Below are 24,981 nucleotides of genomic sequence, written 5' to 3'. Positions count from 1 at the left end.
CATGTTCCTGCCCTTCTTCTCCCAGCTTCGGACCGGCGGCGTGCCGGTCTCCTTGCGGGAATACCTGACCTTTCTCGAAGGGCTGGGGCAGGGCATGGCGGTCTACGACCCCGAGGCGTTCTACTATCTCGCGCGCTGCGCCATGGTGAAGGACGAGCGCCATCTGGACCGGTTCGACCGGGCCTTTGCCGCGTCCTTCAAGGGGCTGGAGCAGATCACGGTGGAGCAGGTGCTCGAGTCTGTCGACCTGCCGAAGGAGTGGCTGGAGAAGCTCGCCGAAAAGCACCTGACCGACGAAGAGCGCGCCGAGATCGAAGCGCTGGGCGGCTTTGACAAGCTGATGGAGACCCTCAAGGAGCGCCTCAAGGAGCAGCAGGGCCGCCATCAGGGCGGGAACAAGTGGATCGGCACCGCCGGGACCTCGCCCTTCGGCGCCTATGGCTACAATCCCGAAGGCGTCCGCATCGGACAGGAGGGCAGTCGCCACCAGCGCGCGGTCAAGGTCTGGGACAAGCGCGCCTTCAAGAACCTCGACGATACCGTCGAGCTCGGCACCCGCAACATCAAGGTCGCCCTGAAACGCCTGCGCCAATGGGCCCGCGACGGGGCCGCCGATGAGCTCGATCTCGACGGCACGATCCGCTCCACTGCCGAGCATGGCTATCTCGACGTCCAGACCCGGCCCGAGCGACGCAACGCGGTCAAGGTTCTCTTGTTTCTCGATGTGGGCGGCTCCATGGACCCCCATATCAAACTCGTCGAAGAGCTCTTCTCCGCCGCCCGCGCCGAGTTCAAGCATCTGGAGTATTTCTACTTCCACAACTGCATCTATGAGGGCGTCTGGCGCGACAATCGCCGCCGCTGGTCCGAGCAGATGTCGACCTTCGAGATCCTGCGCACCTATGGGTCGGACTATAAATGCATCATCGTCGGAGATGCCTCCATGTCGCCCTACGAGATCGCCCATCCCGGCGGCGCGAATGAGCACTGGAATGCCGAAGCTGGCTATGTCTGGCTGGAGCGGCTGCGCGACCAATGGCCGAACCACCTCTGGCTCAATCCGGTGCCCGAGCGCCACTGGGGCTACACCCAGTCCATCGAGATGATCCAACAGGTCTTCGGCCCCGAACGCATGGTCCCCATGACCCTCGATGGCATCGACCGAGGGATGCGCGTGTTGGGGCGCTGAACGTGTAGGTGGTCGTGCATTGACATTATGCATGTCAGAATGACATCTATATTGTCATTATGACTGACTCGCCACTTTATGATCTCGTCTGGATGTCCCGCCCCCTGATGCAGGCGGCGGAGGCGTCTGTGGAAAAGGGCCTCGCTGGGACAGGGCTCACGGTGCGGATGCGCGCGGTTCTGGAAATGCTTCACGCCCACGGGGAGCTCACCGTGCCGGAGGTCGCGGAGCGGCTCGAGATCAAGCGTCAATATGTGCAGCTCATGGTCAATGAGACCCTCGCCGCTGGTCTGACCGAACAGCGACCGAACCCGCGTCACAAACGATCCCCGCGCCTCAGTCTGACCGAGACCGGAGGCCGCCTGATCGCCGAAGTCATCGCCCGCGAATTGGCCCTGATCGAGCGCATCGGCGCGGATCTCGACCCGGCGGAGGTCGCCGCCGCCCTCCGCATCGTGCGCGCGCTCACCGCGCAGCTCAAATCCCACGCCGAGGAGGCTCCCTGATGCTCCCCTATCTTCTCGCGGCCCTCGTTTGCGCCGGGTTCCTGTGGTTGGGCTACGGGCTGTGGCAGATCAGTGCAGTGAGTAGCGGCGATCCGATCCCGGAGCGTCCCAGCACGGCCCTGCTGATGATCGATCTGCAAACCGTGTTCTGGGACGGGGGCGCCTATTCCGATGCCCGGAAATCCGCGGCGCAGGCGGCCATCCTAAGGGAGGTCGATGCCGCGAAATCCGCGGGCCATCCGGTGATCGAGATCCGGCAGGAGTGGTCGCAACCCGCGCCCCGCAGCGTCGCACGGTTGTTCATGAAAGGGCAGGCGCTTCCGGGCAGCGAGGGCACCGAGTTTGCTGCGCCCTTCTCCGGGCTGGCAGATCACGCGCTGGTCAAGCGGGTGCAGGACGGGTTCGAGACCGGCGCATTGGATCCGCTTCTGGCGGAGCTTGATGTGGGGCAGCTGCGGATCGTTGGGCTCGATTTCAACTATTGTGTGCTGAAGACCGCACTCGCGGCGCGGGCCCGGGGCTTTGCGGTGACGGTGGTCGCTGATGGCACCTTGGCGGCAGGCAAGACGGACAAGTCCAAAGCGCGGCTGCAGGCGGCAGGGGGGGGACTGGCCTGAGCCAGGGCGGGCACAAGCCCACCGCCACGCCTCGCGCGCGGCCAGCGGGCTGTGGCGCGTATCAGCCCAGCATCCGCAAGAGCTCGCGCGATGGCACCCCCGTCACCGGCAGGCCGCGGCTGGCTTGATAGGCCCGGATCGCGGCCTCGCTGTTCGGGCCGATCACCCCATCCGCGCCGCCCGTATCGAAGCCCCGCGCGGTCAGCCGCTCTTGCAGGGCGACCCGGTCCTCCTTGGTCAACCCGTTTGCGTCTGGCGGGAACGGCTGGCGCAGGGGCGGGCCGCCGAGGATCCGGTCCGACAGATGTCCGACCCCGATCGCATAGGCATCCGAGTTGTTATAGCGCTTGATCACCGCGAAATTCCGCGTGGTGGTGAAGCGCGGTCCCCCGGCTTGCGGCTGCAAGCTGCCATTCAGGTCCTCGCGCCCCCAGGACTGCCCGCTGACCCAGCCATTGCGGTCAAGATAGGCCGCCGCCGAGGCCAGCGCGTCGCTGGGATCCTCGGCCCAGATGTCCCGCCGCCCATCGCCGGTGAAATCCACCGCGAAGGCCTCGTAGGAAGTCGGAATGAACTGCGTATGCCCCATGGCCCCCGCCCAACTGCCCACCAGCCGCGCCGGGGTCGTGTCGCCATTCTCGAGGATTCGCAGGGCCGCGACGAGCTGCTGTTCAAAGAACGCGCCGCGCCGTCCGTCAAAGGCCAGGGTGGAGGTCGCCGAGATCACCGGCACATCGCCCCGCCGGTCACCATAGAAGCTCTCAAGCCCCCAGATCGCGGTCACCACATGGGCGGGCACGCCGTAGCGCGTGGCGATCGCCTCCAGCGTGTCGCGATAGGTGGCATAGGCGGCCTGACCGCGGGCCACGCGCTCGTCCGAGACGGCGATGGCGAGATAGTCTTCCAGCGTGCGGGTGAACTCGGTCTGGTTCCGGTCGCGGCGCACAACCCCGGGCAGATAGCCCGTGCCCGCAAAGGCCCGCCGCAGCAGGTCCTGGGAAAATCCCTGATCCGCCGCGCGGGCGCGAAACCGGCTGACCCAGGCGTCATAGTTCGCATTGGGCGCGGGCCGCAGGTCATCGGGCAGCCCGCTGGCCTGCTGCACGCTGGTCGTGCGCGGCGCACCTCCGCAACCCGTAAGTGCGAAGGCCGCGAGACCCGCTCCGAAAACCCGTCTGTCCATGATCTGCGCCCCGTCCTGCTCTGCCTTGGGGGAGAGCCTAGGGGTGCGCGCGCGAATGGCAATGGGGCAGGGGCTTTGCGGCCCCCGCCTGGCTCAGACCAGCGTACCGGTCGCGTCGATCCGCGTCTTGCCGCGCAGATAGGGGTGCAGCACCTCGGGCAGATCCACGGAGCCATCCGCCTGCTGCCCGTTTTCCAGCACCGCGATCAGGCAGCGCCCCACCGCGAGCCCCGAGCCGTTCAGCGTGTGGAGAAACTCCGGCTTGCCCCCGCCCTCTGGCCGGTAGCGCGCATTCATCCGCCGGGCCTGGAAATCGCCGCAGACCGAGACCGAGCTGATCTCGCGATAGGTGTCCTGCCCGGGCAGCCAGACCTCGATGTCATGGGTGCGCCGCGCGCCGAACCCCATATCGCCGGTGCAGAGCACGATGGTCCTGTAGGGCAGCCCGAGCGCCTCAAGGATACCTTCCGCGCAAGCGGTCATCCGATCGAGCTCCGCCCGGCTGTCCTCGGGCTTGGTGATCGACACCATCTCGACTTTCTCGAACTGGTGCTGGCGCAGCATCCCCGCCGTATCCCGCCCCGCCGAGCCCGCCTCCGAGCGGAAACACTGGGTATGGGCCACATAGCGCCGGGGCAGATAGCTCTCCTCCAGGATCTCCCCGCTGACCAGATTGGTCAGTGACACCTCCGCCGTCGGCACCAGCCACCACCCCTCCCGGGTCTGATAGCTGTCCTCGCCGAATTTCGGCAGCTGCCCGGTCCCGAGCATCATCTCCTCGCGCACCAGCACCGGCGTCCAGGTCTCGGTCAGCCCGTTCTCTTCCACATGGGTGTCGACCATGAACTGCGCGAGCGCCCGGTGCAGCCGCGCCACGGCCCCCGAGAGCACCACAAAGCGCGAGCCCGCAAGCTTTGCCGCCACCTCGAAATCCATGCCTGGCGTGACCGAGGGCAGGGCGTAATGCTCCTGCGGTGCGAAATCAAAGGCGCGCGGCGTGCCCCAGCGCTTGATCTCGACATTGTCCTCTTCATCCGCCCCCTCGGGCGTGTCCTCGAAAGGCAGGTTCGGGATCTCCATCAACCGCGCCGTAAGCGCCGCATCATCCTCCGCCGCCTCGGCCTTGAGCGCGGCGACCTCGGCCTTCTTCGCCCCGACCAGCGCGCGCAGCCGTTCGAACTCCGCTTCATCGCCCTTGGCCTTGGCCGCCCCGACCTGCTTGGAGGCCGCGTTCTGCTCCGCCTGCGCCGTTTCGGCGGCGAGGATCTTGGCCCGCCGCGCCGCATCCAGCTCCAGCAGCGATCCAGAGACCGCAGACACACCGGGCCGGCGGGTCAAAGCGGCGTCAAACGCCTCCGGGGTCTCGCGGATCAGGCGGATATCATGCATGGCGGGCAGTCCTCAATTGGCCGTGGCGGACCCGGAATGGGCCGTCGCCGGGTATATGGCCGAGATTTGCGCCGAGGGCTAGGGGCCGCGGAGCGCGAGGTGCCGAGGATCCGAGCCGCCAGGCTCAGTAAGGCACCAAGGGCGGTCTCTTGTATCGTCTCAGGCTGGGAGGTGTCCTCGCACGAGTACGGCTGGAATGCTCTATGACGCAGATTTCGGATGCCGCAACGAGCCCACGATCACTTCGGCCTTTTTACAATGTATTTTGCGCGGTGCGCGCTATCCCAACGCCGCACAATAGAATGCATTGCCTTCATCGTCACACCTAAACACGTAAAGGCCAGCCCGAAAAACACAACCACAATGGAATTGTGATACGCGGTTCCAAATCGTTCCGAAACCCACCCGAGAACAGTGATCAGGACCGCAAGTAACGCAATGCCGCTACACAGTGAGTAAATGATCATCCGCCCTGGACGTTCTTCAATCATGTCTTCCAGCGCCTCAACGCGCGCGTCGATCCATTTCAGCACTGTGGAGTCCTTTTTCAATTTGGGTCGCGTGGTTTCAGACGTAAGAGCAATACACGCCACAGGCAAATGCTGGAATAGAAATGAACGTCACATTGGGACTCAATAAATCCAGAATCTTCGAGAAACGACGGCAATTGGTTTTGGGCCCCAGACTTGTGATTTTCATCGCAGTGTAGTGCAGCGCTGCCGCTTCCAAGTCCAACGACGATCCGCTGAGGCGGGTCATAGACACTTCACTGGCTTCGTCCAGCGGGCTGCCTAGCGCGCACACGGGGGCACTGGTTGGAAGACGCGACGCGGCTCCCAAAGGTCCGCCGCCTCGGGCGCAAAACGCAACAGCGCGCCACCTGTGGTGGCACGCTGCTTTTTCTCTCACTCTGTCCGAGCGTGTTGCCCAGCTCCGGAGCCGCTTCCCATGGGAAAGCACCAGTGCCCGGGCGCAGACGATCAGGCCTTGCGGCGCTTCCGCGTCAGGCCCAGTGCACCGAGACCGGCGAGGATGAGCGGGAAGGAGGCCGGCAGCGGGACAGCCGGGACAACCGAGGAGCCGGCTGCCGCATTGTCGGTGTCCGCGCGGAACGCCAGGGTTTGCGTGGTGGTCAGACCGCCACCCGAGAGCCCCGACAGGTCGATGAACAGCGACTCGTAGAGATCGCCCACGGCCGGGTCGCCGGTCAGAGCGACCGCATTCGAGTAGGTCACATCGATCGCCCCAGTCAGGTCGGAGGTCTCGGTGAACGTCCGGCCGCTTGCGCTGTTTTCAGTGCTGCCGCCCGCGAGGTTGGTCGCAATGTCAAACACCGTGTCACCGGGCGAACCCTGGATCAGCACGGATGTCAGAAGGCCGGAGCTGACATCAACGGACCAGATGCCGTTGAAGCTGTCGCTGCCAAGGCTGAGGCTGAAGCTGCCCGCGCCGGTGGAGCCGGCGGACCCGCCCGTGCCATTGAAGGTCAGGGTTTCGCTGCCGCCGCCCGCGAAGGTGCCGGTGACGAGCATACCGTCCATGTCACCGCCATCGGTGGAAAACGAGCCGATCGCATCGGTCGTGAACAGCGTTCCCGGATCCAGGTTAACTGTGACGCTGGCGGCCTGGGCGCCGAGCGGCAGAACAAAGCATGCGGCTGCTGCCGCGAGTAGTTTTTTCATGGGGTTTTTCCTCGAAGAACCGTTACCAAACACAGCTCCAGCCCTAAGAGCGCACCGGTTCTCTGTCAAATAATTGGCTAACAAATGGTTAACGGCCCCAGATGGGCTTGCAGCGCCTTTCAAGCCAGTCGTGACCGGGTCTTCAGAAGGGCAAATCGGTGGTGTCGCGTGATGTCGAAAAGCGGCTGCGCCTGGGTAACCTTTTCATTGGCAACGGATAAATGAAGGGCGCGAAGGCGGCCGCTCGCGCAGGGGTACATCTCCGACCGAAGACTTGGTTCTGAGCGGCCATGGCCAGCCAGGACCGTCGCCCCCTTGGCGAGATGTCGAGCCGTCGAAGATCCCGTCCGACCCCAGCGTGTCCGCCCTCAGGCAGGATCGGGCAGAGGGCGCGCGTGACCGACCTTTCGGTCTGATCGCTGCGGTTTCGCTGGCAACACATGAGAGGACAACAAACATAGTGCTCGGGCTGCGCCGCTGCTCTCACGTTTTGTGCGGGCCTTGGGCGGGTCGCGTTCTCTCACTACGTCCCTCCAAACACAGGGAGTGTCGGTCAAAACGCAAGATCTGGGGGTCCGACATTTTGCCCGACACATGTCCGACAGAAGTCCGACAGATGACCGACGGATCGCTGCCGCCGGAATTCGGTGGTTGCTGCGGGCTTGCACGCGCCTTATCTGCCTTGAATGCCCGCGGGCCCGTCTATACGGTGCGCGCCGATTGACCGGGCGGGGGGCCGCCCAAAACAGATCTTCTGACTGAGGGGACATTCATGTTCGTCACACCTGCCTACGCCCAGGCCGCCGGGGCCGGAGGGGCCTTTACCTCCTTCGTGCCGCTGATCCTGATCTTTGCCATCATGTATTTCCTGCTGATCCGTCCGCAGCAGAAAAAAGTGAAGGAACACAAGGCGATGGTCGAGGCTCTGCGGCGCGGGGATCAGATCGTGACCCAAGGCGGGCTGATCGCCAAAGTGACCAAGGTCGTTGACGACAACGAAGTGAAGGTCGAGATCGCATCGGGCACCGAGGTGCGCGTGGTGCGCCACACGATCCAGCAGGTTCTGACCAAGACCGAACCGGCGAGCTGATCCAGACATGTTGCAAATTCCCCTTTGGAAACGGGTGGTTATCTGGGGTTTGGTCCTTTTGGGGCTGTCCTTTGCGATGCCCAACGCGTTCTACAGCCGGGTCGAGACCCATAATGACGCCGCCAAGCTGGTCGAGGCCGGGGCGGCCGAGACGGGGGAAATTGCAGCGGATCTGGGCCAGTGGCCGAGTGTGCTGCCCTCGAGCCTTGTGAATCTCGGGCTCGACCTGCGGGGCGGCGCGCATCTGCTGGCCGAAGTGCAGGTCGCCGATGTCTATGCGGACCGGATGGATGGGCTCTGGCCCGATGTCCGCGACGCCCTGCGGGAGGCGCGGTCCACGATCGGCACCATTCGCCGTCAGGACAGCCCGCCGGACCAGCTCCGCGTTCGGATCTCTGAACCGGCCGAGATCACCCGCGCCGTGGCCATCGTGCGGGGGCTGGCGCAGCCTGTGACCTCGCTCACCGGGGTCGGGTCCACTGACATTGAGGTCACCTTCGAAGGCGCTGATGTCATTGTGCAATTGTCCGAGGCGGAGCGGCAGGCCACCGACGATCGGACCCTGCAGCAGAGCCTTGAGATCATCCGCCGCCGTGTGGATGAGGTCGGCACACGCGAGCCGACGATCCAGCGTCAGGGAGAGGACCGGGTCCTGATCCAGGTGCCGGGGATCGGTTCCGCCGCCGAGCTCAAGGAGATCATCGGCACGACCGCGCGTCTGACCTTCCACCCGGTGGTGAGCCGGACCGGGGATGCAGATGCGCCTCCGGGGCCGCGCAACATGCTGCTGCCCTCGATTGACGAGCCGAACACCTATTACATCCTCGAACAGACGCCGGTCGTCTCCGGCGACCAGCTCACCGATGCCCAACCCGCCTTTGACCAGAACGGCCGCCCTGCGGTGAACTTCCGGTTCAATCCTACGGGCGCGCGGCTCTTTGGCGACTACACGGCCGAGAATATCGGGCTGCCCTTCGCCATTGTGCTGGATGAAGAGGTGATCTCTGCCCCGGTCATCCAGTCCCATATCCCGGGCGGATCGGGCATCATCACCGGAAATTTCTCGGTCGAGGAATCCACCCAGCTCGCGGTTCTCCTGCGGGCGGGCGCGCTGCCGGCGGAGATGATCTTCCTCGAAGAACGCACCATCGGCCCTGAGCTTGGTCAGGACAGCATCGACGCGGGCACCATCGCCTGTCTGGTGGCCTTTGCGGGCGTGCTGCTCTTCATGTTCCTCAGCTATGGCCTGTTCGGGATCTTCGCCAACATCGCGCTCATCATCAATGTGGGCCTGATCTTTGGCCTTCTCAGCATGATCGGTGCGACCCTGACCTTGCCTGGGATCGCGGGGATCGTGCTGACCATCGGGATGGCGGTGGACGCCAACGTCCTGATCTTCGAGCGGATCCGCGAAGAGCTCAAGACCGCGCGCGGCCCCGCCCGGGCCATCGAGCTTGGCTATGAAAAGGCCCTGAGCGCGATCCTCGATGCCAATATCACCACCTTCATCACGGCGGTGATCCTGTTCGTCATGGGCTCCGGCCCGGTGCGCGGCTTCTCGATCACCCTCGGGCTCGGCATCCTCACCTCGGTCTTCACGGCCATCTTCGTCACTCGTCTGCTCGTGATCATGTGGTTCGAGCGCAAACGCCCCAAAACGATCGAGGTCTGAGCCATGCGTCTGAAGCTAGTTCCCACCGAGACCTCCTATGACTTTTTCCGCTTTTGGAAGGTCACCTTCGGGGCCTCTGTCGCAGCGGTCATCGCGGCCATCGTGATCTTCGCCGTGGTCGGCCTGAATTTCGGAATCGATTTCCGAGGCGGGACGACCATCCGCACCGAGAGCACCCAGGCCGTCGATGTGGGCGCCTATCGCGACGCCATCGGCTCGCTGGATCTGGGCGATATCTCGATCACCGAGGTGTTCGACCCGACCTTCGGGCCCGAGCGTAATGTGGCCATGGTCCGCATTCAGGCCCAGGAGGGTCAGGAGAGCGTGACGCCGGAGACCATCCTCGCCATCGAGGAGGCGCTCCAGGCGGTCTATCCCGACATGACTTTCCCGAGCGTCGAGAGCGTCGGGCCCAAGGTCTCGGGCGAGTTGATCCAATCGGCGGTGATTGCCGTGGCGCTCGCCATCGGGGCGGTGCTCCTCTACATCTGGCTGCGGTTTGAATGGCAGTTCTCCGTGGGCGCCGTTGCGGCGCTGGTCCATGACGTGCTTCTGACCATCGGGGTGTTCAGCCTGCTGCAGATCCGGTTCGATCTCGCGATCATCGCGGCCCTGCTGACCATCGTCGGCTACTCGCTGAACGATACGGTGGTGGTCTTCGACCGGGTGCGCGAGAATCTGATCAAGTACAAGAAGAAGACGCTGATGGAGGTGTTGAACCAGTCCATCAACGAAACCCTCAGCCGGACGGTGATGACCTCCGTCACCACGCTGCTCGCGCTGATTTCGCTCTATGTGCTGGGTGGCGACGTGATCCGGGGCTTCGTCTTTGCCATGATCTGGGGCGTGATCATCGGGACCTATTCCTCGGTCTTCGTGGCCTCTGCGATCCTGCTCTATCTCGGGGTGAAGCGGGACTGGTCCAAGCCGGACGCGAACAAGGGCAACCAATACGCCAATATCGATGCCTGAGATGCTGGCGGCCGGGCTGGCAACGCCCGGCTTGCTCTGGCTCTGCGGAATCTCGGCGCTGGCCGGTTTGATCTATGGCTTTGCCGGGTTTGGCGCGGCGCTGATCTTCATGCCGCTCGCGACGATCTTTATCGCCCCCTCCCTCGCGGTGGGGGCGTTTTCCTTGTCGGCCCTCTCCTCGGTTTTCACCGTCGTGCCCGGAGCCCTGCGGGAGGCGGATCTGCGCGCCGTGCGGTTCCTGCTGATCGCCGCGGTGCTGGCGACCTTTCCCGGGGTCTGGGTTCTGCGCCACCTGTCGGGCGATGTGCTGCAATGGGCGGTCTCGGCGGTGGTGATCGGCACGCTTGTTGCGCTGATCGCAGGGCTGCGCTACACCCGTCCGCCCGGGCCGCGGGCCTGGCTCTCGGTCGGGGCAGGGGTCGGGTTTCTCGGTGGGGCCACCGGGCTCAACGGGCCGGTTCTCGTGCTCTTTCAGCTGGGCGGGCAGGATGAGGCCGCGCGCAGCCGCGCCAACACGATCCTCGTTCTGACCTTCAGCTCGCTCGCCTTTCTACCGGTCATGGCCCTGCAAGGGGCGGTGCCCCCTGGGGCTGTGAGCCTTGGCCTTCTGCTCCTGATCCCCTATGCCCTTGGTACGGCCCTCGGGCGGGCGTTCTTCACCCCGGGCCGCGCGGGGCTCTACCGGGTCACCGCCTATGTCATCATCGCAGCCGCCGCGATCCTGGGCCTGCCAATCTCTGTGTGAGGGAGCCGTCATGCGCTTGAACGAAGTTGTCTATTCCGACGCTCAGCCGGTTGAGGGCTATGGCCCCGGCTTCTTTCGTGTGGGCGGCGAAGTGCACCACGGCGCGCTCTATCTCTCGCCTGCGGGCGTGCAACGCTGGGGCGGGCTCGAGGATCTGGGCCCGCTCAATGCCGAAGAGATCGACGTGCTCTTTCTCGGCATGGGGGCCGAGATCGCCCATGCGCCCGCCGCGTTTCGCGACGCGGTGGAGGGGCAGGGGATCGGCCTCGAGGTGATGTCGAGCCCGGCGGCCTGCCGGACCTACAACGTGCTCCTGTCTGAGGGACGCCGCGTGGGCCTCGCGCTTCTGCCCGTGGTTGAGGCACCCTGAGGAATTCGCTTCCCCGGCTCGATTGCATCCGCTAAGCCCAACCCGTGGAATTACGTGTCGAAAATCTGAGCTGCCAGCGCGGTGGCCTGACCGTGCTCGAGGGGGTGAGCTTCGCGCTCGCACCCGGGGAGGCGGTGGTGCTGCGTGGCCCGAACGGGATCGGCAAGACGACGCTCCTGCGCACAGTCGCCGGGTTGCAGCCGCCCGTGGCCGGGCAGGTCGAAGCGCCTGAGGATTGCATGGCCTATGCGGGCCACGCGGATGGGCTGAAAGGCCCGCTGACCGTGACCCAGAACCTGTCCTTTTGGGCGCAGGTTTACGGGGTCGCCGATATCGCCCCGGCGCTGGAGCTCTATGCCCTCGGTCCCCTTGCGGACCGGCAGGCGCAGGATCTCTCGGCAGGGCAGAAGCGTCGGCTGGGGCTGGCGCGGATGATGGTCACCGGGCGCCCGATCTGGATCCTTGATGAGCCGACGGTCTCTCTGGACGCGGCCAATGTGGCACTCTTTGGCGAGATGATCTCCGGGCATCTGGCGACCGGGGGCATGGCCCTGATGGCGACCCATATCGAGCTGGGGATTGAGGCCAAGACCCTCGATCTCGCGCCCTACAAGGCCGTGGCTCCGATCGAGGAGACCGAGCTCGACGAGGCCTTCCTGTGAAGGCGCTTTTGCTCCGGGACCTCGCCTTGGCGGTCAAGGCGGGTGGAGGCTTTGGCCTGAGCCTTGCGTTCTTCCTGATCGTGACCGTGCTCGTACCCTTCGGGGTCGGGCCGGATACCGGGATCCTGAGCGAGGTGGCGAGCGGGGTCCTCTGGGTCGGGGCGTTGCTGGCGTGCCTTCTGTCCCTAGACCGGATCTTTCAGCTCGACTTCGAGGATGGCTCGCTCGACCTGCTGGTCACGGCCCCCCTGCCGCTGGAGGGGCTGGTAGCGGTCAAGGCCTTCGCCCATTGGCTGACCACCGGACTGCCGCTGACGCTGCTGGCCCCGGTGCTGGCGGTGCTTCTGAACCTCGATCCCGCGGGCTTTCCATGGCTGGTGATATCCCTCGCACTCGGCACACCGGCCCTGAGCATGATCGGCACCTTCGGTGCGGCCCTGACCGTGGGGCTCAAACGCGGCGGGCTACTGCTGTCGCTCTTGGTCCTGCCGCTCTATGTGCCGACGCTGATCTTTGGTGCAGAAACCGTGCGCCGGGCGGTGGATGGGTTCGACACGACAACGCCGCTCCTGATGCTCTCGGGGATCACGCTCGGCACCATCGCGCTGCTGCCCTTCGCGGCGGCTGCGGCAATCCGTATCAACCTGCGTTAGCGTTCGCGGCTTTTGTCGCGTTGCGAGCCTCGCGCCAGCGCCCTACCTTCGAGCCCATGTCACTCTGGGAATACGCCAATCCAAAGAAGTTCATGCAGACCTCGGCTGCGATCCTGCCCTATTCGGCGGGGCTGACAGCGATCTGTCTGGTGGTCGGGCTCGTCTGGGGCTTCTTCTTCACGCCGGATGATTTCCGCCAGGGATCGACCGTGAAGATCATCTATCTGCATGTGCCCTCGGCGATGATGGCAATCAATATCTGGGTGATGATGCTGGTCACCTCCCTTATCTGGCTGATCCGGAGGCACCATGTCTCGGTGCTGGCGGCCAAGGCGGCGGCGCCCATTGGCGTGGTGATGACGCTGATCGCGCTCTTTACCGGGGCGATCTGGGGCCAGCCCATGTGGGGGACCTGGTGGGAATGGGATCCGCGGCTGACCTCCTTCCTGATCCTCTTCCTCTTCTATCTCGGCTATATCGCCCTCTGGTCCGCGATCGAGAACTCCGACACGGCGGCGGATCTGACCTCGATCCTCTGCCTTGTGGGCTCGGTCTTCGCCGTGCTCAGCCGTTACGCGGCCAATTTCTGGAACCAGGGCCTGCATCAGGGCGCCTCCCTGTCGCTCGACAAGGAAAAGAACGTGGCGGATGTGTTCTATCAGCCGCTCCTGTTCTGTCTGGCTGGCTTCGTGCTGCTCTTCATCACGCTGCTGCTTCTGCGCACCCGGACGGAAATCCGCACCCGGCGCCTGTCGGCGCTGCGGCTGCGGGAACGGCAGGCTGCGTGATGCCGGATCTCGGGAAATACGCCTTCGAGGTCTCCATGGCCTATGTTGTGTCGCTGGCGTTGCTCGGCATCCTTGTGGCCGTGACCCTCGCCAAGAGCCGCAAGGTCCGCGCGCAGCTTCGGGCCTTTGAAGAGGCGCGCAAAGAGGCGAATGAAAAGGCGTAACCTTCTGCTCTTCGGAGGCGCCGTCGCAGTCAGTGCAGGAGCAGGATATCTGTCCTCCTCGCTGCTCATGTCGCCCTCCGATCCCGCGCCTGAGCCCGGTGCCCGGGCCGGTCGGCTGGCCCCGCCGCTGACCCTTGGCCCCCTGCGCGACCAGCCCTTCCTGACCTATCCGGATCTGAAGGCGCCGGGACCCAAGCTGGTCAATTGGTGGGCGAGCTGGTGCGCCCCTTGCCGGGCCGAGCATCCGGCCCTGATGGGGCTCGCGGCGGAGGGGATCCCGATCCATGGCATCACCCACCGGGACATCGAGGCGGATAGTCTGGCTTTTCTGGACGAGCTCGGCTCGCCCTTCACCAAGCTCGGCGAGGATGGCACTTTGGCCACCTATCGCGACTGGAACCTGACCGGCCTGCCGGAGACCTATGTCCTGAACGGCGAGGGCCGGATCCTGCTGCGCTATGCGGGGCCGGTCTTGTCCAATATCGTGCGCGATTACATTCGGCCCGCGCTCGCCGAAGCCTGACCCGCCCGGGTTAACCATGCGCGCAGCCGGATTTGACTCAAATCCCGTCTATTTGTTAACCATCGAGCGGTAACGTATTAGAGAGTGTGATCATGTATACAAAATCTGCCGCGGTCTCCGCGGCCCTGCTGCTCGGGACCTCCATGGGTCATGCAGCCACCACCAGCAGTTTTGTCGGCGACAGCACCTTCAACACACAGTGCAATCAGGGCGTCTCGAACACTGATTGCGAGGCCGCCGTGGGCGAGATCCGCGGGGGGACCGCGGGGCTCAGCGGCGATTGGGAGGTCGGCGTGCAGAACCCGCCTGGCACCCCCCTCGATGTCCAGCAATGGGCCTGGGTCAGCGGCGAGGCCGTCTCTTTCAGCTTTGCCTATGACGCGATGGCGGACAGCCTGTCTCTGAGCCTGAAGTCACAATCGGCCTCCGTCACGTCGAGCACCATGCTCGCCGCAAATGCTTTTGACAGCATCGACACCCTGTTCATCCGGGCCCGGAGCGAGGACGACAACAACACCATCACCCTCAGCAACATGGTGATCGACGGGACGGCCATTCCGGATGTCGGCTATGTGGGCGGCGGTTCGGCCAATGCGAATTACCTCGCTGTGTCGGATGTGGATTTCGCAGATAGCTGGACCCTTTCCGGTGAGGTCACGGCGGTCTTTGAGGGCGCTCTGCCGCCGCAACGCTCGCGGCTGGACGTGAATTTCAAGATCGCCACGGTGGATGTGGCGCCGATCCCGCTGCCGGCGGCGGCCTGGCTGATGCTGGGCGGTCTGGGCCTGCTGGGCGGTGCCGGTCTGCGTCGGCGCGCCTGACCCCAGCCTTGAAAACGGGTCTGCGCCCTCTGCGCGCGCGGACCCGCCAGTGAAAATCCTTTGCCCGAAAACCATCGCTTGGCTAGGCTGACCCCTCGCCTTGACGGTATTTTTCAGGGAGGATTTTTGATGTTTTCACGTTTTCTGATCGCGCTCGCGGTCACTCTGGCCCCGGGATGGGCCACCGCAGCCTCGGTGGATTGGGAGAAGACCGTGTCGGTCTCCGTTCCCGCCGGACCGGAGAACCCCTTGGTGATCTTCGGCTTCAACCCACAACCGGAGCCACCAGCCCTTGTGGCCCAGACCACGCTTGATCCGACCGCGGCCCTGCGGGAAGTGCTGGGGGTCGAACCGACACCGTTCCAGCTCTATCTCGCGGCAGGGGGCGGCATGTTCACCACCGGGTTCCAGGCGGTGGATGCGGTGGGCTTGCCCGGTCTGCTGGGCTTTGATGTGGGGTTCATGACCGATCTCGGCACGGATCTGACGCTGGAGCTGCGCTTTGTGCAGAATGGCTCGGGCTCGGTGATTGATGCGGATGCCCTCTTCTTCAACCCCCAGCCGGAGCCGCCAGCGCTCTCGATGGATGACAGTCTCGGCGCGGAGATCTCCTTTCTCAATCTGGTGAGCGGCGATGATGTGGGGGTGAGCCTGCAGTTTACGGACGCCAATGGTCGGGTCTTGCCGATCGCGGCGGGGCCTGCGGCAGTCATCCCGCTCCCCGCTGCGGCCTGGCTGATGCTGGGCGCGCTGGGGCTTTTGGGCGGGCTGCGCGCGCGGCGCCGAGCCTAGCTCAGCCCGAACACCAGCTCTGGGTCTCGGCGGCCTTCGCCTTGAGCCAGAGCAGATCAGACCCCGCAATCGCCCGGTAGCCCCGGGCAAAGAGCGCCTCGGCCTGTGCCTCTGCCAGACCCACACCGCCCAGGGGGATGCCCTTGGCGCGGCAGGCCGCCTCGACCTTGGCGACGGCCGCCTGAAACTCGGGATGATCGAACTGCCCGGAGACACCCAGCGCGGTCGAGAGGTCGAACTGCGCCGGGATGATCATGTCGATGCCCTCGACCTCGACAATGGCGTCGATATTCTCGACCGCTGCGCGCGTCTCCACCAGCAGGATGCAGCAGAGCGCGGGCTCGATCCCTGCGCGATAGTCGAGCATGGGCGTGCCCCAGCGCGAATGGGCGATGAACGGGCCAAAGCCGCGCGTGCCTGCGGGCGGATAGCGCAGGCTCTCGACTGCGGCGCGCGCATCCTCCGCCGTGTCGATCAGGGGAAAGACGATGCCCTCGGCCCCAAGATCCAGCGCGCGTTTCACATGGGCGGGATCGTTCTTGGCGATCCGCACCGTGGGCGCGCAGTCAAAGCCCTGGGTCGCGGCGATCATCGCATGGGCGGAGGCGTAATCTACGGCCCCATGCTCCAGATCGATGATCACCCCATCCGCGCCCGCCGCCGCCATGGCCTGGGACACGGTGGCCGAGGGGATCGTGCAGACATGGAGCGTCAGCCGATCCGTGGTGCTGTGCAGCTTATGTTTCAGCGTTGGCATGGGGCCCACCCGATTTGCCCGCGCTTAGGGGAGGGGGCCCGTTCTGCGAAACGAGAAACTGGGCGTGCAGGGCGGGCCGGAGCGTCGCCCTGCTGCGGGCGGTCAGGCCGCCTTGGCGAGGTTGCGCAGCACGTAATGCAGCACGCCGCCATTTTCGATGTACTCGATCTCCACCTCCGTATCGATCCGGCATTTCAGCATGATCTCGCGTGTGGTCCCATCCGCGTAAGTGATGGTGCAGGGCATCTCCGAGAGGGGCACGATCTCGCCCTCCAGCCCGGTGATCGACACGGTCTCATCGCCCTTCAGGCCGAGGGTCTTGCGGGTGTCTCCCCCGGTGAATTCAAACGGAATGACGCCCATGCCGACGAGGTTGGAGCGGTGGATCCGCTCAAAGCTTTCGGCAATCACGGCCTTCACACCGAGCAGGCTCGTGCCCTTGGCGGCCCAGTCCCGGCTGGAGCCCGCGCCGTATTGCTCGCCCCCGAAGATGACGAGCGGTGTGCCCGTCTCCTGATAGGCCATGGCCGCCTCGAAGATCGAGGTCTGCGCGCCGTCCGGGCCAAGCGTGTAGCCGCCCTCGACCCCGTCGAGCATCTCGTTCTTGATGCGGATATTGGCGAAGGTGCCGCGCATCATGACCTCGTGATTGCCGCGTCGGGAGCCATAGGAGTTGAACTCCCGCGGTTGCACCTGCCGGTCGGTCAGATAGCGCCCGGCCGGGGTGCTCTCCTTGAAGGACCCGGCAGGCGAGATGTGGTCCGTGGTGATCATGTCACCGAGAATGGCAAGCACCTTGGCGCCTTCGATGTTCTGGATCGTGCCCGCCTCGGCGCCCATGCCCTGGAAATAGGGCGGGTTCTGCACATAGGTCGAGCTCGTCGGCCAGTCATAGGTCAGGCTGTCGGTGGTCTCGACGCTCTGCCATTTCTCATCGCCCTTGAAGACATCGGCATATTTCGTCTGGAACGCCTCACGCGTGACGGTCTGCTCCACGAGCTCCGCGATCTCCTGGGTGCTGGGCCAGATGTCCTTGAGGAAGACGTCCTGCCCGTCCTTGCCTGTGCCAATTGGCTCCGAGGTCAGGTCGATATCCATGGTCCCGGCCAGGGCATAGGCCACCACGAGGGGCGGGGAGGCGAGGTAGTTCGCGCGCACATCGGGGCTGATCCGGCCTTCGAAATTGCGGTTGCCGGAGAGAACCGCCGTGGCCACCAGATCGCCTTCGGCAATCGCCTCGGAGATCTCGGGCTGGATCGGGCCGGAATTGCCGATGCAGGTGGTGCAGCCATAGCCCACAAGGTTGAAGCCGATCTTGTCGAAATCCTCCTGCAGGCCCGCGGCCTCGAGATATTGCGACACGACCTGGGAGCCCGGCGCGAGGGAGGTCTTCACCCAAGGCTTGCGGTCGAGCCCGAGCTCCACCGCCTTGCGCGCCACAAGCCCTGCGCCGATCATCACGTAAGGGTTCGACGTGTTGGTGCAGGAGGTGATCGAGGCGATCACGACCTTGCCGGATTCCATGCTGTAGTCCTCGCCCTTCACGGGCACGGTCTGGCCCATGGGACGGTCGAAGGTCTCTGCCATTTCGCGGGTGAACGCTGTCTTGGCCTCGGTCAGCGCCACGAAGTCCTGCGGGCGTTTCGGGCCCGAGATCGCGGGGACAATCGTGCCCATATCGAGGCTCAGCGTATCCGTATAGATCGGCGCATAGTCATCGCCGCGCCAAAGCCCGTTCTCCTTGGCATAGGCCTCGACCAGCGCGATCCGCGCCTCGTCCCGGCCCGTGGTGCGCATATAGCGCAGGGTCTCGCCATCGATTGGAAAGAAGCCGCAGGTTGCCCCGTATTCCGGCGCCATATTGGCGATGGTGGCGCGATCTGCGAGGGGCAGGCTGTCGAGCCCCGCGCCATAGAACTCCACGAATTTGCCGACCACGCCCTTTTCGCGCAGCATCTCGACCACCTTGAGCACGAGGTCCGTACCCGTGGTGCCTTCCATCATCGCGCCGGTCAACTCAAACCCGATCACCTCGGGGATCAGCATCGAGATCGGCTGACCGAGCATGGCCGCCTCGGCTTCGATCCCGCCCACGCCCCAGCCGAGCACGGCCATCCCGTTGACCATGGTCGTGTGGCTGTCCGTGCCCACCAGCGTGTCGGGATAGGCGACCTCCGCCCCGTTCTGATCCGTGTCGGTCCAGACGGTCTGGGCGAGGTATTCCAGGTTCACCTGATGGCAAATCCCAGTCCCCGGGGGCACCACACGGAAATTGTTGAAGGCCGATTGGCCCCATTTGAGGAAGGTATACCGCTCCAGATTGCGCTCATACTCCCGGTCCACATTCATCTGAAACGCGCGGGGATTGCCGAACGCGTCGATCATCACAGAGTGGTCAATGACCAGATCCACGGGGTTGAGCGGGTTGATCTTCTCGGCATCGCCGCCCAGGCCCACGATCCCGTCGCGCATGGCCGCGAGGTCGACCACCGCAGGCACCCCGGTGAAGTCCTGCATCAGGACGCGGGCCGGGCGATAGGCGATCTCGCGCGGGTTCTGCCCACCTTGTGCGCCCCAATCCGCAAAAGCCTTGATGTCGTCCACGGAGACCGTCCGCCCACCATCCTCGAAGCGCAGCATGTTCTCGAGCACCACTTTCAGGGCCGCCGGAAGACGGGTGAAATCACCCAGCCCGGCCTCCTGCGCGGCTGGAATGGAGTAGTAGGAGACGGATTGATCCCCTACGCGCAGCGTCTTGCGGGTTTTGGCGGTATCCTGGCCAACGGAAATGGGCATGAGATGGCTCCCGATCTGATTGAAATGTGGTGCTGTCTGCCTCTCGATATAAGAGCGTGCGAAACCTGTTCAATGGAAGTGTATACGATTGTATGCCGTATTCGCGCACATGGAGCGCGCTGTCGCGATCATTGCAACACGCTCGCGGAAACTCGCAATTCCTTGATTGGTTATGTCCGCAGGGCTGGTCTAGATATTGAGACAGAATCGAGGACCTGACATGCGCTTTACGAGCACTCTTCTAGCACTCTGGACTGCCCTTGCTGTATCGACGACCGCGCCTGTGGCTGCGGCGGAGAAAACCGTTGTTGTGGAACTGTTTACGTCACAGGGCTGTTCCTCTTGCCCGCCGGCGGATGCGCTTTTGGCCAAGCTGGACGAGAATGCGGATGTGATCGCGCTCGCGCTGCACGTGGATTACTGGGACTATATCGGCTGGAAGGATATCTTCGCCGATCCCGCCTATACGGCGCGGCAAAAAGGCTATGCCCGGGCCGCAGGCGCGCGCAGCATCTATACGCCCCAGATGGTGATTGGCGGGCTCGACCATGTCGTCGGGTACAAGCCCATGGATGTGGCCAATACCGTGCAGAAGCATCGCGATGTGCCTGATGGGGCCGATGTTGCGGCGCGGCTCGCCAACAATACGGTGGTGGTGACGCTAGAACCCGGTCGCAAGCGCGGGCAGATGGTGGTCAACCTGATCGGCTATGAGCCGAAGGAAACCGTCAAGATCAAGCGCGGCGAGAATGCCGGGCGCACGATCACCTACACCAACACCGTGCGGGAGATGGTGACCCTTGGCAAATGGGACGGGCGCAGCAAGAAGACCTTCCGTCATCCCAAGCCCGAAGGTGGCCTCGCGGTGGTCATCGTACAGGAAGACAAGCACGGCCCCATGGTCGCGGCCGCGCGGGTCAAGTAAACCCGCAAGGCGGGGTCAGAGGCGGGTCACGCCGATCATCCCATCGCGTGTGACCAGAGCTGCCAAAGCCTCTGCATCCAAATCCTCAGTGCCCGCGGGTCGCTCCGGCAGCACGATATAGCGCATATCGGCCGTGGAATCATGGACCCTCACGGTCATGCCCTCGGGCAGGGTCGTGCCAAACTCCGACAACACGCCCCGTGGATCCCGCACCGTTCGCGAGCGGTAGGCTCGGCTCTTGTACCAATCCGGCGGCAAGCCCAGCAGGTTGCGCGGATAACAGGAGCACAGTGTGCAGACGATCACGTTATGGGTCTCTGGCGTGTTCTCAACCGCGATCAGGTTCAGGGTGCCGATATCAAACCCCATCTCCCGGCAAGCGGCGGAGCCATCGCTGAGCAACCGCGCGCGATACGCCGGATCGGTCCAGGCCCGGGCCACCACCGCAGCGCCGTTGGCCGGGCTGCGGGCATCCATTTCCGTGACCTGTGCGGTGACCTCTGCCGGGGTCAGCACGCCTTTCTCGATCAAGAGCTCGCGCAGAGCGATCTCCGTCAATTGGGCCTCGGTGAGCGGGCCGTCCTGATCCGGGCGATGCGGGTGCGGGTGTGCGTGGTCATGGGGCATCAGCAGGCTCCAACCAATGGGCGTAAATCTCGGCGTCGAGCGTGTCGTCGGGGTGAGGCGTCTCCGGTCCCCAAATCTCGGCCATGGTGAAGCGCACCCGCAAGAGCGGTACCTCCGGCGCGGGGAGGCGATAGGCCAGCAGCTCCGGATTCGGGAAGGCGGGCAGGCGGCGTTCAATCTCGCCGGTCTTGCCGCGCAGATATCCGGGCGTGCGGATATGGCCCGGCGGGGCCCAGGTCTTGACCCGGACGCGGGTGGGCAGGGTTGGCTCAGTCACCACCTGTTACCTCGCCATAGCTCAGACCCCGGGCGCGGATCTCGTCGATTTTCGCAGCGACCTCGGTCGGGGTGACGGCGCCGGATTCCACCAGATTGCGGCGCAGGGAGGCGACCCAGCGCTCGTAATAACTCATGGTTTCAAAGGCCGCCGGACCCATATCCTCCAGCGCGCGGCGCAGCCCGTCCACGGTGAAAAGCCCCTTGGCCTGACACAGGATCACAAGCGCATCGACGCGCTTTTCCCAGAGGGCGAAGTCATGCTCTTCCGGCAACACGGGGCCAGCCTCCGTGCCGCCCATATCGAACCAGCTGCGGGCGGTGAGAGGCGTGTCGGGAGGGGGTGGGGTATCATGCATGGCCACAGCCTAGCCCCATGATCGGGCCGCGACAATGCCTGACGGGTGGCCTCGGTCCGGGCTATTCTTCCTGAACGATCAGGGTGATCTCGCCATCGGCTTCGAGCTTGCGAATGGCCATCACCACGTCGGTCATGGCGATTTCGCCATCCCGCTCGGGCACAGCACCGGCCTCTGACATGCTATCGCGGAGCTGATCGGCCATGCGTTTGGACATGTTGTCGAGGATGAAGTTCACCACATCGGGATAGGTCTCGGTCCCCGCCGCCAGGGCGCGCACCAGCACATCGCCATCCACTTCGCGGGTGATCGCGGGCACGTCCCGCGCCGAGACCCGTTCGGTGATATGGGCGAAGGTGAAGATCGCCTTGCGGACCTGACTGGCGAACCCCTCATCGGTCTCATCCAGACTGTTCAGCAGATCATCGCGAGTCGCCGCCGCCGTGGAGTTGAGGATATCGCCGAGCCGTGACACCGGGTCCTTGGTAAAGGCGCTGACCGGCGTATCCTCGAGGCGGACCCGCAGGCTCTCCCCGATCTGATCCACGAGCACCGGGCTGATCCCGCTGGTCTGAGAGATCGCAAATGTGATCCGCCGCGCCCGCGGCCCGGGCAGAAGCCCCAGCACATCGGCGGCCTTGCCGACCTTGATCTTCGACAGGATCACCGCGCAGATCTCGGCGCTTTCCCCGTCGATCAGCGGGACGATCGCCTCCGGCTCCATCTCCGACAAAAGATCCCAGATCGAGGTCTGGCCGTTCAACCCGGCCTCCTGACGGAGGTGCTGCGCCACTTCATCGGAGATATGGCCCGAGAGCTTCTCCAGCGCATCGCCCAGCCCCTTAGGGAAGGACAGGCCTAACTCCTCGAGCTCGCCGAGAAACTCGCCGACCACCGATTGCAACTCGTTGCGGGTGATGGGCTTCAATTGCCCCATCTCCTGAGCCAGGGTTGCCTGCTGGTGGGCGCTGAGCCCCGTGAGATCCGGGGCCAGCCCATCCTCGAGCAGAAGCCGCAGCACGACAGCCGCTTTCTGCCGCCGTGTCAGCGTCACAAGGGCCCCACCGGAGGGCGTCCTGGGTTTTGATACAGTGGTCGTGCTCACCCGAAACTCCGCCTGCGCTGTTTCCCACAGGTGTCGCAGGCGAAGCTTAACGCCCGGTTAGGGCAAACAAGATTTTAATAGGCGTAACCGGTATTTGACCGCAAAGCCTGCGCCAAGGAGAAGGCCGCCCAGGTCTCGCGCCCGCCGCGGGCCTTGATCTCGCGCAGCTCGGCCTCGGCCGCGGCACGCTGGCCGATTTCAAGATAGCCTTGTGCGCGGTAGGAGCGCGCCGGGTGGTAATCGGGGTTCTGCGCAAGTGCTGCGGCATAGAACACCATGGCCCCGTCCAGATCGCCGGTCTTGCGCGCGATGAACCCCTGATAGGTCAGGGCGCGGGGATCCTGTGGATTGTCATAACTTGCCAGCACCTGGAGCGCCCGGTCATAGGCCCCGGCATAGGCCAGCTCGCGCACGGCCTCGTGGCGCTGATCGTCGCCAAGGCTGCTCTGGCTGGAGCTCACGCAGCTGCGCGTCTTCGCGTCCCAGACCGTGTTGCCGCTGCAGCTTGTGGTGGTCTCCGACTTCACCGGCGGGGCAAAGCTGTCGCCACCCGCCGCGAGCCCGGCAGCCGGGGTGAGACAGAGGCCAACAAGTAAAATCCAGCGCATGGGGTCGCTCCTGCAATTGGGGTTTCGGCAAAGATAGGCCCTTGGGCACAAAAGAAAACGGCCCGCCGGGGCGCGCCGTTTTCGAAAAACCTGAACCGGTCAGATCAGCCCGAGAGCTGGTCCACACAAGCCTGTGTGCTCGCGTCCCAAACCTTGCCTTCGGCACAGCTTGCGACGGTCTGTTCCATCTTGTGACCCCAGCTGCACTCAGCCATGGCGAGGCCGGGTGTCACTACGAGGATCGCAACCGTAAAAATCGCGGGTAGGCGCATATCGTCTCTCCGTGTTTGAACGGTGAAACGGTAGCACGGAAACCCACTCAGCAAAGCCTTTTTTCGGATATGGCTTTGCTGCGCGTCTATTTTCCCGTCATTCGCCGAAAACGCGGGCGAAAATCGTGTCCACATGCTTGGTGTGATACCCCAGATCGAACTTTTCCTCGATCTCGGCAGGGCTCAAGGCGGCGGTCACGTCCGCGTCGGCGAGCAGCTCCGCCTTGAAGTCGGTCCGATGCTCCCAAACCTTCAGCGCGTTGCGCTGCACATAGGTATAGGCGTCCTCGCGGCTCACACCGGCCTGGGTCAGGGCCAGCAGCACGCGCTGGCTCATCACGAGGCCGGGGAACTTGTTCATGTTGTCGAGCATGTTCTCGGGGAAGATCAGCATCTTGTCGACGACCGAGGTCAGGCGGGCGAGGGCGAAGTCGAGGGTGATGGTCGCGTCCGGGCCGATCATCCGCTCGACCGAGGAGTGGGAGATATCGCGCTCATGCCAGAGGGCGACATTCTCCATGGCCGGGATCACGGCGGAGCGGACCATGCGCGCGAGTCCCGTCAGGTTCTCGGTCAGGACCGGGTTTTTCTTGTGCGGCATGGCCGAAGAGCCTTTTTGGCCCATGGAGAAGAACTCCGCCCCTTCCAGCACTTCGGTCCGCTGCATGTGCCGGATCTCAACCGCGATGTTTTCGATCGAGGAGGCCACGACGCCCATGGTCGCGAAGAACGCCGCGTGCCGGTCGCGCGGGATCACCTGGGTGGAAATCGGCTCGGGCACGAGGCCGAGCCGATCGCAGACATGCTCCTCAACCGCCGGATCGATATTGGCGAAGGTGCCCACCGCGCCAGAGATCGCGCCCGTGGCAATCTCGGCCCGCGCGTCGCGCATCCGGGTGAGGTTGCGATCCATCTCCGCATAGAACCGCGCAAAGGTCAGGCCCATGGTCGTGGGTTCCGCATGGATCCCGTGCGAGCGGCCAATGCGGACCGTGTCCTTATGCTCCAAAGCGCGGCGCTTCAGGGCGGCGAGAAGCCCTTCGAGATCCTTGATCAGAATGTCCGCGGCGCGGGTGAGCTGCACGTTGAAACAGGTGTCGAGCACGTCCGAAGAGGTCATGCCCTGATGCACGAAGCGCGCCTCTTCCGAGCCCACATGCTCGGCCAGATGGGTCAGGAAGGCGATGACGTCATGCTTGGTGACGGCCTCGATCTCGTCGATCCGGGCCACGTCGAACTCCACATCCTTGGCCTTCCAGACGGCCTCGGCGTTTTCCTTGGGGATCACGCCCAGCTCAGCCATGGCATCGCAGGCATGGGCCTCGATCTCGTACCAGATGCGGAACTTGGTCTCGGGCGACCAGATGGCAACCATATCGGGACGGGAATAGCGAGGGATCATGTCTGGGCCTTGCGTTTTGAACAGGTTTGCGCGCGT

Annotated in this window: 29 protein-coding genes; 16 read left to right on the top strand and 13 right to left on the bottom strand. The window is 64.4% G+C overall.

Annotation, left to right across the window (positions count from 1 at the left end):
* Position 1 precedes the first annotated feature (1 nt).
* Genes ACP153_RS00470 through ACP153_RS00460 form a run of 3 tightly spaced genes read left to right on the top strand, consistent with a single transcriptional unit; the run spans position 2 to position 2,312 of the window.
* Positions 2–1,189, top strand: a complete 1,188-nt coding sequence (locus tag ACP153_RS00470; protein ID WP_424968999.1) for a vWA domain-containing protein — start codon at positions 2–4, stop codon at positions 1,187–1,189.
* Positions 1,190–1,248: 59 nt separating this feature from the next.
* The gene (locus ACP153_RS00465; RefSeq protein ID WP_424968998.1) at positions 1,249–1,695 is read left to right on the top strand and encodes a MarR family winged helix-turn-helix transcriptional regulator; all 447 of its coding nucleotides are present in this window, start codon (positions 1,249–1,251) and stop codon (positions 1,693–1,695) included.
* Positions 1,695–2,312, top strand: coding sequence for a cysteine hydrolase family protein (locus ACP153_RS00460; RefSeq protein ID WP_424968997.1), 618 nt, complete (start codon positions 1,695–1,697; stop codon positions 2,310–2,312). Before ACP153_RS00465 ends, ACP153_RS00460 begins: the two co-directional genes overlap by 1 nt.
* Before the next feature lie 61 nt (positions 2,313–2,373).
* On the opposite strand, the gene ACP153_RS00455 is transcribed toward ACP153_RS00460, so the two are convergent.
* From ACP153_RS00455 to ACP153_RS00440, 4 genes are all read right to left on the bottom strand, one after another.
* The gene (locus ACP153_RS00455) at positions 2,374–3,495 is read right to left on the bottom strand and encodes a lytic murein transglycosylase (RefSeq protein WP_424968996.1); all 1,122 of its coding nucleotides are present in this window, start codon (positions 3,493–3,495) and stop codon (positions 2,374–2,376) included.
* Positions 3,496–3,588: 93 nt separating this feature from the next.
* Entirely contained in the window at positions 3,589–4,884 is a 1,296-nt protein-coding gene (gene serS / locus ACP153_RS00450; protein WP_424968995.1) for a serine--tRNA ligase, read from the bottom strand.
* Positions 4,885–5,123: 239 nt separating this feature from the next.
* Positions 5,124–5,417, bottom strand: a complete 294-nt coding sequence (locus ACP153_RS00445) for a hypothetical protein (RefSeq protein WP_424968994.1) — start codon at positions 5,415–5,417, stop codon at positions 5,124–5,126.
* Between the two features lie 447 nt (positions 5,418–5,864).
* Complete coding sequence (locus ACP153_RS00440; RefSeq protein WP_424968993.1) at positions 5,865–6,566, bottom strand: VPLPA-CTERM sorting domain-containing protein; 702 nt, start codon at positions 6,564–6,566, stop codon at positions 5,865–5,867.
* 772 nt (positions 6,567–7,338) lie between these two features.
* Here ACP153_RS00440 and yajC point away from each other — a divergent pair.
* From yajC to ACP153_RS00380, 12 genes are all read left to right on the top strand, one after another.
* A complete protein-coding gene (gene yajC / locus ACP153_RS00435) occupies positions 7,339–7,656 on the top strand; it encodes a preprotein translocase subunit YajC (protein ID WP_424968992.1) in 318 nt (105 codons plus the stop codon).
* Between the two features lie 7 nt (positions 7,657–7,663).
* Complete coding sequence (gene secD / locus ACP153_RS00430) at positions 7,664–9,328, top strand: protein translocase subunit SecD (RefSeq protein ID WP_424968991.1); 1,665 nt, start codon at positions 7,664–7,666, stop codon at positions 9,326–9,328.
* Between the two features lie 3 nt (positions 9,329–9,331).
* Positions 9,332–10,300, top strand: a complete 969-nt coding sequence (secF, locus tag ACP153_RS00425; protein WP_424968990.1) for a protein translocase subunit SecF — start codon at positions 9,332–9,334, stop codon at positions 10,298–10,300.
* Entirely contained in the window at positions 10,293–11,045 is a 753-nt protein-coding gene (locus ACP153_RS00420; RefSeq protein ID WP_424968989.1) for a TSUP family transporter, read from the top strand. The genes secF and ACP153_RS00420 overlap by 8 nt, the downstream gene beginning before the upstream one ends.
* Before the next feature lie 10 nt (positions 11,046–11,055).
* A complete protein-coding gene (locus ACP153_RS00415; protein ID WP_424968988.1) occupies positions 11,056–11,415 on the top strand; it encodes an Mth938-like domain-containing protein in 360 nt (119 codons plus the stop codon).
* Between the two features lie 44 nt (positions 11,416–11,459).
* Positions 11,460–12,077, top strand: a complete 618-nt coding sequence (gene ccmA, locus ACP153_RS00410) for a heme ABC exporter ATP-binding protein CcmA (RefSeq protein WP_424968987.1) — start codon at positions 11,460–11,462, stop codon at positions 12,075–12,077.
* Entirely contained in the window at positions 12,074–12,730 is a 657-nt protein-coding gene (gene ccmB / locus ACP153_RS00405) for a heme exporter protein CcmB (RefSeq protein WP_424968986.1), read from the top strand. Before ccmA ends, ccmB begins: the two co-directional genes overlap by 4 nt.
* 56 nt (positions 12,731–12,786) lie before the next feature.
* Positions 12,787–13,518 (top strand): heme ABC transporter permease, encoded by a 732-nt coding sequence (locus ACP153_RS00400; RefSeq protein ID WP_424968985.1) that lies wholly within the window; start codon positions 12,787–12,789, stop codon positions 13,516–13,518.
* The gene (ccmD, locus tag ACP153_RS00395) at positions 13,518–13,682 is read left to right on the top strand and encodes a heme exporter protein CcmD (RefSeq protein ID WP_424968984.1); all 165 of its coding nucleotides are present in this window, start codon (positions 13,518–13,520) and stop codon (positions 13,680–13,682) included. Before ACP153_RS00400 ends, ccmD begins: the two co-directional genes overlap by 1 nt.
* A 67-nt stretch (positions 13,683–13,749) precedes the next feature.
* Positions 13,750–14,205 carry a DsbE family thiol:disulfide interchange protein gene (locus ACP153_RS00390; protein WP_424968983.1) on the top strand — a complete coding sequence of 152 codons (456 nt, stop codon included), beginning with the start codon at positions 13,750–13,752 and terminating at the stop codon, positions 14,203–14,205.
* Positions 14,206–14,297: 92 nt separating this feature from the next.
* Positions 14,298–15,026 carry a choice-of-anchor W domain-containing protein gene (locus ACP153_RS00385; protein WP_424968982.1) on the top strand — a complete coding sequence of 243 codons (729 nt, stop codon included), beginning with the start codon at positions 14,298–14,300 and terminating at the stop codon, positions 15,024–15,026.
* 129 nt (positions 15,027–15,155) lie between these two features.
* The gene (locus ACP153_RS00380; protein ID WP_424968981.1) at positions 15,156–15,818 is read left to right on the top strand and encodes a hypothetical protein; all 663 of its coding nucleotides are present in this window, start codon (positions 15,156–15,158) and stop codon (positions 15,816–15,818) included.
* 1 nt (position 15,819) lies between these two features.
* Here ACP153_RS00380 and ACP153_RS00375 read toward each other — a convergent pair whose 3' ends face one another.
* Positions 15,820–16,575: an HpcH/HpaI aldolase family protein gene (locus tag ACP153_RS00375; RefSeq protein ID WP_424968980.1), complete on the bottom strand. Its 756-nt coding sequence runs from the start codon at positions 16,573–16,575 to the stop codon at positions 15,820–15,822.
* Positions 16,576–16,677: 102 nt separating this feature from the next.
* Complete coding sequence (gene acnA, locus ACP153_RS00370; RefSeq protein WP_424968979.1) at positions 16,678–19,371, bottom strand: aconitate hydratase AcnA; 2,694 nt, start codon at positions 19,369–19,371, stop codon at positions 16,678–16,680.
* A gap of 220 nt (positions 19,372–19,591) precedes the next feature.
* Between acnA and ACP153_RS00365 the strand changes: the two genes are divergently transcribed.
* Positions 19,592–20,296, top strand: a complete 705-nt coding sequence (locus ACP153_RS00365) for a DUF1223 domain-containing protein (RefSeq protein ID WP_424968978.1) — start codon at positions 19,592–19,594, stop codon at positions 20,294–20,296.
* 15 nt (positions 20,297–20,311) lie between these two features.
* On the opposite strand, the gene nthA is transcribed toward ACP153_RS00365, so the two are convergent.
* The 7 genes from nthA to purB all read right to left on the bottom strand — a co-directional run bounded on the left by nthA (position 20,312) and on the right by purB (position 24,945).
* Positions 20,312–20,923, bottom strand: a complete 612-nt coding sequence (nthA, locus tag ACP153_RS00360) for a nitrile hydratase subunit alpha (protein ID WP_424968977.1) — start codon at positions 20,921–20,923, stop codon at positions 20,312–20,314.
* Positions 20,913–21,200: an SH3-like domain-containing protein gene (locus ACP153_RS00355; RefSeq protein WP_424968976.1), complete on the bottom strand. Its 288-nt coding sequence runs from the start codon at positions 21,198–21,200 to the stop codon at positions 20,913–20,915. Before ACP153_RS00355 ends, nthA begins: the two co-directional genes overlap by 11 nt.
* Positions 21,193–21,558, bottom strand: coding sequence for a ScnB-like protein (locus ACP153_RS00350; protein ID WP_424968975.1), 366 nt, complete (start codon positions 21,556–21,558; stop codon positions 21,193–21,195). The genes ACP153_RS00355 and ACP153_RS00350 overlap by 8 nt, the downstream gene beginning before the upstream one ends.
* A gap of 61 nt (positions 21,559–21,619) precedes the next feature.
* Positions 21,620–22,663: a flagellar motor switch protein FliG gene (locus tag ACP153_RS00345; RefSeq protein WP_424968974.1), complete on the bottom strand. Its 1,044-nt coding sequence runs from the start codon at positions 22,661–22,663 to the stop codon at positions 21,620–21,622.
* 74 nt (positions 22,664–22,737) lie between these two features.
* A complete protein-coding gene (locus ACP153_RS00340) occupies positions 22,738–23,271 on the bottom strand; it encodes a tetratricopeptide repeat protein (RefSeq protein ID WP_424968973.1) in 534 nt (177 codons plus the stop codon).
* A gap of 104 nt (positions 23,272–23,375) precedes the next feature.
* Positions 23,376–23,543 (bottom strand): hypothetical protein, encoded by a 168-nt coding sequence (locus ACP153_RS00335; RefSeq protein ID WP_424968972.1) that lies wholly within the window; start codon positions 23,541–23,543, stop codon positions 23,376–23,378.
* A gap of 97 nt (positions 23,544–23,640) precedes the next feature.
* Complete coding sequence (gene purB / locus ACP153_RS00330) at positions 23,641–24,945, bottom strand: adenylosuccinate lyase (RefSeq protein ID WP_424968971.1); 1,305 nt, start codon at positions 24,943–24,945, stop codon at positions 23,641–23,643.
* Between the last annotated feature and the right edge of the window lie 36 nt (positions 24,946–24,981).

Origin of the sequence: Dinoroseobacter sp. S76, assembly GCF_049801095.1 — a bacterium.
Classification (GTDB): Bacteria; Pseudomonadota; Alphaproteobacteria; order Rhodobacterales; family Rhodobacteraceae; genus Dinoroseobacter.
This window is presented reverse-complemented; position numbering and strand designations above follow the sequence as displayed.